At 70.3% G+C, this 6,485-nt stretch carries 5 protein-coding genes; all 5 read left to right on the forward strand.

The genetic code is table 11. From position 1 onward, the window contains the following. Nucleotides 1-49 precede the first annotated feature (49 nt). Nucleotides 50-1,228 (forward strand): adenylyltransferase/sulfurtransferase MoeZ, encoded by a 1,179-nt coding sequence (moeZ, locus tag ACWC21_RS25845; protein WP_450885200.1) that lies wholly within the window; start codon nt 50-52, stop codon nt 1,226-1,228. Between the two features lie 230 nt (nt 1,229-1,458). Next, on the forward strand, nt 1,459-2,556 hold the full coding sequence (locus tag ACWC21_RS25850) for a PEP/pyruvate-binding domain-containing protein (protein WP_450885201.1): 1,098 nt from the start codon (nt 1,459-1,461) through the stop codon (nt 2,554-2,556). Then, nucleotides 2,553-4,370: a PEP-utilizing enzyme gene (locus tag ACWC21_RS25855; RefSeq protein WP_450885202.1), complete on the forward strand. Its 1,818-nt coding sequence runs from the start codon at nt 2,553-2,555 to the stop codon at nt 4,368-4,370. Before ACWC21_RS25850 ends, ACWC21_RS25855 begins: the two co-directional genes overlap by 4 nt. A 40-nt stretch (nt 4,371-4,410) precedes the next feature. Further along, nucleotides 4,411-5,133 (forward strand): HD domain-containing protein, encoded by a 723-nt coding sequence (locus ACWC21_RS25860; protein WP_450885203.1) that lies wholly within the window; start codon nt 4,411-4,413, stop codon nt 5,131-5,133. Nucleotides 5,134-5,165: 32 nt separating this feature from the next. Then, nucleotides 5,166-6,485, forward strand: a 1,320-nt coding sequence (locus tag ACWC21_RS25865; RefSeq protein ID WP_450885204.1) for a PAS domain-containing protein, incomplete at its 3' end; no start/stop codon positions are given.

Raw genomic sequence — 6,485 nt, forward strand, 5'->3', positions numbered from 1 at the left:
GTGTTACGGGAAGAACAACCGTACTGTTTGACCGACCAACGGAGTCCCCGTGTCGCTGCCACCCCTGGTCGAGCCCGCTTCTGAGCTCACCGTAGACGAGGTCCGCCGGTACTCCCGCCACCTGATCATCCCGGACGTCGGGATGGACGGGCAGAAGCGGCTGAAGAACGCCAAGGTGCTCTGTGTGGGCGCCGGCGGCCTGGGCTCGCCGGCGCTGATGTACCTGGCCGCCGCGGGCGTCGGCACGCTCGGCATCGTGGAGTTCGACGAGGTCGACGAGTCGAACCTGCAGCGCCAGATCATCCACAGCCAGTCCGACATCGGACGCTCCAAGGCCGAGTCCGCGCGTGACAGTGTCAAGGGCATCAACCCGTACGTGAACGTGATCCTTCACCAGGAGCGGCTCGAGGCCGACAACGTGATGGACATCTTCAGCCAGTACGACCTGATCGTCGACGGCACGGACAACTTCGCGACCCGCTACCTGGTCAACGACGCGTGCGTGCTGCTGAACAAGCCGTACGTCTGGGGTTCCATCTACCGCTTCGACGGTCAGGCCTCGGTCTTCTGGTCCGAGCACGGCCCCTGCTACCGCTGCCTCTACCCGGAGCCCCCGCCCCCCGGCATGGTCCCCTCCTGCGCCGAGGGCGGCGTCCTGGGCGTGCTGTGCGCGTCCATCGGCTCCATCCAGGTCAACGAGGCCATCAAGCTCCTCGCGGGCATCGGCGAGCCGCTGGTCGGCCGCCTGATGATCTACGACGCCCTGGAGATGCAGTACCGCCAGGTCAAGGTCCGCAAGGACCCGAACTGCGCCGTCTGCGGCGAGAACCCGACCGTCACCGAGCTCATCGACTACGAGGCCTTCTGCGGCGTCGTCTCCGAGGAGGCCCAGGCGGCGGCCGCCGGCTCCACGATCACTCCGAAGCAGCTCAAGGAGTGGATCGACGAGGGCGAGAGCATCGAGATCATCGATGTCCGCGAGCCCAACGAGTACGAGATCGTCTCCATCCCGGGCGCCCGGCTGATCCCGAAGAACGAGTTCCTCATGGGCACCGCCCTCGAGGGCCTTCCGCAGGACAAGAAGATCGTCCTGCACTGCAAGACGGGCGTCCGCAGTGCGGAGGTCCTCGCCGTCCTGAAGTCGGCGGGCTTCTCGGACGCCGTCCACGTCGGCGGCGGCGTCATCGGCTGGGTCAACCAGATCGAACCGGACAAGCCGGTGTACTGACCGGCGGTCTCGCCGACCGGTGAGACAGAGGAAGCCCACGGCATGCACCAGTGCATGCCGTGGGCTTCCGTCGTAGGCGGTCCGCGTGGGGTTGACCCCGCACCGCCCGGGCACGGTCTGGTGCGGGAGAGCGACGGGCGCCCTAGGCTGGCGTTCAGGGCCATGCCTTCAGCGCAGTGGGCATGGCAGATGCCGACGGCACGCGATCCGTGGCAGCGGGGTGAAGAGCCGTGAGCCCTCCATACACCGTCGCGTTCGACGCCTACGCCCGGTCCGGGACCGACAGGCTTGGCGGCAAGTGTGCCGCGCTGGCCGTGATGACCAGGGCCGGTGCTCCCGTGCCGCCCGGTTTCGTGGTGACCACGGACGCCTTCGAGGCGCTGCTCGACGGTGACGGGCTGCGCTGGGCCCTCGACGCCGCCGTCGCTGGGCTCGATGCCGATCCGGGTGCCGCGGCGGCGCGCGGGGCCGAGATCCGCCGCATGGTGGCGGAGGCGCCTGTGCCCTTTCCGGTCGCGTCGGCGGTGACGGCCGCGTACGAGGAATTCTGCCGGTCCGTCGACTGCCCGGACGCCGCGGTGGCCGTCCGGTCGAGCGCCGAGCAGGAGGACTCGCCGGACGCGAGCTGGGCCGGTCAGCACGACACGTTCCTTTGGATCCGGGGCGCCGACGCCGTCCTCGACGCCGTTCGGCGCTGCTGGGCGAGCCTGTGGACGGACCGCGCGATCGTCTACCGCGCGATCCACGGGATGCGCCAAGGAGGGCTGCGCATGGCGGTCGGGGTGCAGCAGATGGTCGACGCCCGTACCTCCGGCGCCGCCGTGACCGTCAATCCGGCCGTCGGTGACCCCTCGAAGATCGTCGTGGAGGCGATCTGGGGGCTGGGGCAGCTCATGGTGTCCGGCCAGGTGACCCCGGACGCCTACCTGGTGGACAAGGTGCTGCTCACGACGGTACGGACGACCGTGTCGCCGAAGCACCAGGAACTGGTCCCCGCCTCCGACGGGCACGGGCTCGTCCGGCGGGATGTCGAGGAGGGCCGCCGGCGGATCCCCTGCCTGGATCCGACGGAGGTCGTCGAGGTCGCCCGCCTGGCCAAGACCGTCGAGCGGTACTACGGCTTCGCTCAGGACATCGAGTGGGCCATCGGCCGCCACCGGCGGGCCTCCGCGGGCGTGGTACTGCTCCAGACTCGGCCCGAGACGGTGTGGTCCAGCCGGCTGGGGACACCTGCTCCGATCGGCCGGGGCGCGGGCGTCTCCAGCATCGTCGGCACCCTGCTCGGCCCCGGGAGGCTGCCCGCCGGCGAAGAAGGAACAGCGTCATGACAACGGCCTCACGCACGGCGTTCCCAAGCCCCTACACGATGCCCACCCCCGCCGGCGCGGAGGGCTGGGAGGAGCTGTACCCGTACTACATGGTCTTCCAGCCCCGGCGGCGCTCGGCCGAGGAGGGACGCTTCTGGTTCCGCGACAGCCAGCACTGGCCCACCGTGGTCAAGCCGTTCGAGACGGTCGTCACCGAGCTCGCGTTCAAGGGACTGGGCCAGTTCAACACCCGCCACTTCGCCGTACCGCCCGCGTACGGCGTCATGTTCCGCATCCACCAGGGCTACGTCTACCTGAGCCCGGTGGCCGCGCCGGACAGCCGGATCCCCGCCCGCGTGCCGCAGTTCCTGGAACGCGCCGGCTACTACTACGCGAACTGGGACAGCCTGCTGGAGAACTGGAAGGGCAAGGTCCTCGGCACCATCCGTGAACTGGAGTCGATCAGCTTCGGCGAACTGCCGGAGGTCCAGCCGTACGAGGACATCGAAGCGGGCAGTGGCCTGGGTGCCGCCGATGCCCTGCTCGACGGGTACGACCGGCTCCTCGCCCTGTGCCACCACGCCTGGCAGTACCACTTCGAGTTCCTGAACCTCGGTTACGCGGCCTACCTGGATTTCTTCCAGTTCTGCAAGCAGTGGTTCCCGGACATCCCGGACCAGGGCATCGCGGCGATGGTCACGGGCGTGGAGATGGAGCTGTTCCGCCCGGACGACGAGCTCAGGAAGCTGGCGAGACTCGCTGTCCGGCTGGGCGTCGACAAGGCACTGACCGTGCCCGATCCGGGGGAGCACACCCTGGACCTCCTCAGCCGCGATCCGGGCGGCCGGGAATGGCTCGACGCCTGGAACGCCGCCCGCGATCCCTGGTTCAACTTCACCTCGGGCAACGGTCTCTACAGCGACGACCGGTACTGGAGGGACACACCCTCGCTTCCCCTGGGGTACGTCCGCGACTACATCCTGCGCCTGCGGCGGGGCGAGGCCATCGACCGGCGCCTCGCCGAACTCGCCGCCGAGCGCGAGCGGGTCACCGGCGAGTACGCGGCCCTGCTCGACTCCCCGGCGCGTGCCGACTTCGAGGCGAAACTGGGCCTCGCCCGCCAGGTCTACCCCTATGTGGAGAACCACAACTTCTACATCGAGCACTGGACGATGGGCGTCTTCTGGCGCAAGGCCAGGGAGCTGTCCGCCCTGCTGCACCGGGCGGGGTTCTGGCCCGGCGCCGATGACATGTTCTACCTCACGCGTGACGAAGTCCGGACCGCGCTGTTCGACCACGCGTCCAGCTGGGCGATCGGCGTCGAACCGGTCGGTCCCGGCCTCTGGCCACCGGAGGTGGAACGGCGACGCCGGATCGTGGCCACGCTCGCCCGGCAGAACCCCGAACCGGCGCTGAACGAGCCACCGCGAGCGATCACCGAGCCGTTCAGCGTCATGCTGTGGGGCATCACCAGTGAGCGGGTCCGGTCATGGCTGGCAGCCCCCGGCGACCTGGGCGACCTGACCGGCATGGCCGCCTCTCCTGGCGTCGCCGAGGGCACGGCCCGGGTGATCCGCAGCCCTGACGAGCTGGACCTCCTCCAGGAAGGGGACATCCTGGTCGCGCCGGTCACGGCGCCGAGCTGGGCGGCGGCCTTCGGGAAGGTCCGCGCGACCGTCACCGACATCGGGGGAGTCATGTCACACGCCGCCATCGTCTGCCGCGAGTACTCCCTGCCCGCCGTCACAGGGACGGGTTCGGCGTCCACCCGCATCGCGTCCGGCCGGCGGATCCGTGTGGACGGCACGGCCGGCACGGTCACCCTTCTCGACTGACCGGCTGACCGGCTGACCGCGCCTACGAACAGGAGACGTCATGACTTCCGACAGTCCCTCCCGCGAGCCGCTGTCGACGCTTCCACTCGCCTCCTCGGAGATCCCCCCGGGCCACACGCTTCTCTCACGCGTGCCCTTGACCGGCGTCCGGCGGGAGATCTGGGACCGCGCCCTTCCCTACCTGGACGTGCGCGACAACGACGCCCATTCGCTGTACGCCTTCGCGCTGGCGGCCGCGCTGGTGGACACCCTCCCGGGCGCACGGGAGGAGGTCGTCCTGCCCGCCGTCCTCCTGCACGACACCGGCTGGAAGACGGTGGACCCCGCGGACATCCTGCCCGCCATCGCGGGGCGGTCCGGAACCACCGGGCACGAGACGATACGCAGGCACGAGACCGAGGGCGCCGCCATCGCCGCCCGCATCCTCGCCGATGTCGGCCACCCGGCGCGGGACATCGAGCGGATCGTCGCCATCATCGACGGGCACGACACCCGCCGGGACGCCCTCGACCTGGACGACGCCGTGGTGAAGGACGCCGACAAGCTCTGGCGGCTGACCCCGCACGGCCTGCGCACCGTCGGTGCGTGGTTCGCCCTCGATCCGGACCAGACACTGCGGTTCGTGACGGGACGTACCTGCGATCGGCTGATCACCGAACAGGCCCGTGCCGTCGGGGCCGCCCTCATCACGTTGGCCCGCACCGAGCTCACATGGAGCGAAGCGGCGTGTACCCATCACGCCACTGGTGGCCATTCTGGTTGATTATGAACATTTCCGGCGCGACTCTTGACTGCATGGATGTCGATCCGTCGATCGGAGTGGTCGTGATCGACCGGCGGGGCCTGGTCATCGGGTGGACGCCCGGAGCGGAACGCCTACTCGGTCACACCAGCGCCGAGGCGTGCGGCCGGTCCGTCGCGGAGCTCCTGGACGCCTCCGTGCTCGCGGGCGGGGAGCCCGCCGGGGGCGAGGGGGCCGCGGAGCACGGCGGGCGGCACCAGGAGCACCGCGTGCGCCACAAGGACGGGCACCGGCTGGCCGTGGCCGTCACCCGCCACCCCCTCGCCCCGGGGCCGGACGGTCCCGGCGGAGAGTCCGGCACCGTCCTGCTCATCGCTCCGCCTTCAGGGCCGGAAACGGAGCGCCTGCGGCAGTCGCTGTCCGGCTGGGTCCTGCAGGACTCGCCCCTGGCCCTCACGGTGTACGACACCGATCTGCGCAGCGTGTGGCACAGTGCCGCGATGCACCGCCTCAGCGGCCTGCCGGACGAGGCACGACGCGGGCGCCGGTTGACGGAGGTCCTCGCCGGCCCCGACGCCGTGGAGTGGGAGGAGCGGATGCGGCTGGCCATGGCCACGGGGGAGGAGCAGGTCAGCGAGCTCAAGGGCACCGCCCTGACCGGGCTCGGATCCCGTGTGTTCAGCGTCTCGGCGACGCCGCTGCGAGACGCGGAGGGCCACACACTCGGGGTCTGTGCTCTCGTGGGTGATGTGACCGAGAGGCGCCGTGTCCGCGAGCGGCTCTCCTTGCTGAACGACGCGAGCCTGCACATCGGCAGCACCCTCGACATGGCACAGACCGCACGCGAGCTCACCGAGGTGTCCGTACCCAGGTTCACCGACAAGGCCCGCGTGGATCTGCTGGAGCTCATACTGCGGGGCGAGGAACCCGCTCCCGGGCCGCTGGCCGGCCCAGCGCAACTGCGACGCATCGCGGAACTGACGTTGTCCGAGGGGGTCACCACGGCCCAGGAGGCCGCCGGCGAGGCGGACGTGTACCTCGCGAACTCGCCGGCCGCCCTGTGCCTGGCCACCGGCCGGTCCGCGCTGTACCGGACCAACGCGGCCCCGCCGATCCGCAGCTACATCGACCAGACCCCCGAGCGGCAGGCGAAGGTCCGGCGGCTCGGCACCCACTCATGGATCCTCGTCCCGGTGAAGGCCAGGGGCACGACCCTCGGCGTGGTGTGGTTCACCCGCCTTCGGGAGACCCCCGAGAGCTTCGACGAGGACGACCTGTCCCTCGCCGAGGACCTGGTGGCGAGGGCGGCGGTCTGCCTGGACAACGCCCGGCGCTTCACCCGCGAACGAGTCGCGGCCCTCACCCTGCAGCGC

Source organism: Streptomyces sp. NPDC001348 (assembly GCF_053597535.1).

Bases quoted from the DNA above. Each gene is read 5' to 3' on its own strand.
- ACWC21_RS25855 (WP_450885202.1), top strand. From the start codon at position 2,553: ATGACAACGGCCTCACGCACGGCGTTCCCAAGCCCCTACACGATGCCC.
- ACWC21_RS25860 (WP_450885203.1), top strand. From the start codon at position 4,411: ATGACTTCCGACAGTCCCTCCCGCGAGCCGCTGTCGACGCTTCCACTC.